This is a genomic window from Rhodococcus sp. NPDC080181 (assembly GCF_040702225.1).
Classification (GTDB): Bacteria; Actinomycetota; Actinomycetes; order Mycobacteriales; family Mycobacteriaceae; genus Rhodococcoides; species Rhodococcoides fascians.
This window is the reverse complement of sequence record NZ_JBFBKN010000062.1, coordinates 1-1,544: the sequence shown is the minus strand read 5'-3', so window position 1 is coordinate 1,544 and position 1,544 is coordinate 1. Positions and strand designations below refer to the sequence as shown.

The 1,544-nt window shown below is 61.8% G+C and carries 1 protein-coding gene; it reads left to right on the top strand.

Going from position 1 to position 1,544, the window contains the following annotated elements:
• Positions 1 to 87 precede the first annotated feature (87 nt).
• A complete protein-coding gene (locus AB0O58_RS26690; protein ID WP_032375655.1) occupies positions 88 to 1,185 on the top strand; it encodes an IS110 family transposase in 1,098 nt (365 codons plus the stop codon).
• Positions 1,186 to 1,544 lie beyond the last annotated feature (359 nt).

The following is a 1,544-nucleotide window of genomic DNA, read 5'->3' as shown; positions in this document are numbered from 1 at the left end:
TAGACGGTATGGAGGTCTTGGCTGGGGCCCCTCCGCATGTAAGCGTGGGTTGCCGACAGGAGTGGGTCCTGGCCGGTAGAGCCACAGATGTGGGAGGCCCCAGTGAAGAATCATCGTACGAGTGTTGGTTTGGATGTGCACGCACGATCGGTGGTGGCGTGCGGTTTGGATGGCGAGACGGGCGAGTTGTTCGAGCGTCGCATGTCGCCTGATCACAAAGAAATCCTGGAGTGGATTCGTTCGCTGCCAGGACTGGTGCATGTCGTCTACGAGGCGGGCCCGACCGGTTTCGGTCTGGCCCGTTTTCTGTTGGCCGCCGGTGTCGATTGTGTGGTGGCGGCACCGTCGAAAATTCAGCGTCCCCCTGGTGACCGCATCAAGACCGATGCCCGTGATGCCCGGCATTTGGCTCGGTTGCTTCATTTGAGTTCTATTGTGCCGGTTCTGATTCCGAGTACCGAGCAGGAGTCCGCTCGTGATCTGGTGCGAGCAAGGGAGGACTGCCGCGGCGATCTGGTGTCCGCACAGCATCGCCTGACACATGTGCTGCTGCGTCAAGGGATCATCTACAGCGGCGGCAAACCCTGGACCGCAGCCCACGATCTGTGGTTACGTCGCCAGCGGTTCGATTCACGTGCACTGCAGATCACCTACGACACCGCCTACGAGACCGTCATCGCCACCACCGAACGCCGGAATCGTCTCGATACCGCCATCGCGGACATGGCTGCGCATTCGTCGTTCACTCCGGTGGTGACCCGGCTGGGGTGCCTTCGTGGGGTGGCGACGTTGACAGCGTTCGGTTTGGCGACGGAGATCGGTGAGTGGGACCGGTTGACCGGCCGCTCGATCGGTGCGTTCGTCGGGTTGATCCCGACCGAGCATTCTTCCGGTGAATCCCGGTCGCAGGGCGGTGTCAGCAAAACCGGCAATGCTCACGTACGCCGACTGCTGGTCGAGGCTGCCTGGCATCATCGCAAGCCGTATCGGCCGGGGCGTGAACTGGTGGCACGGTGGAAGGCGTCGACTCCCAAAGCCAAAGCGCGAGGACATCAAGCGAACCGGCGGCTGCACGCACGGTGGGAACATTTCGACGAACGCGGTAAACGTGCGGTGGTCGCCAATGCCGGGATCGCACGAGAGCTGGCCGGCTGGTGCTGGTCGTTGGCCACGCTCGAGGAATGACTGAAGCTCCGACGCCGAAGTAGCGATCTGCGTCGGGATAGATGTCCGGAATGAACGGTCGACGACGATGTGGGATGTGGCCGAGCGTCTGGGAGTGACCCGCTAGCCGCCTATGAGCAATCCTCAACTGCGCGTTGGGATCACGCTCGACTCATAGACTTGCGATCCACTCCAGCCGAAACAGTCCGTCCTGCGGTAACCAACCCGCGTATATGAGAGTTGACGACGCGTCGAACACTACGACACGCTCACCTCCCACTCGCATCGATCACCATCCCGGCAACAGGAAGCGGTGGCACACACGACGGTGCGTGCCACCGCTTCACCATGCCGTCGTTGACAGGCCGACCTCCATATGA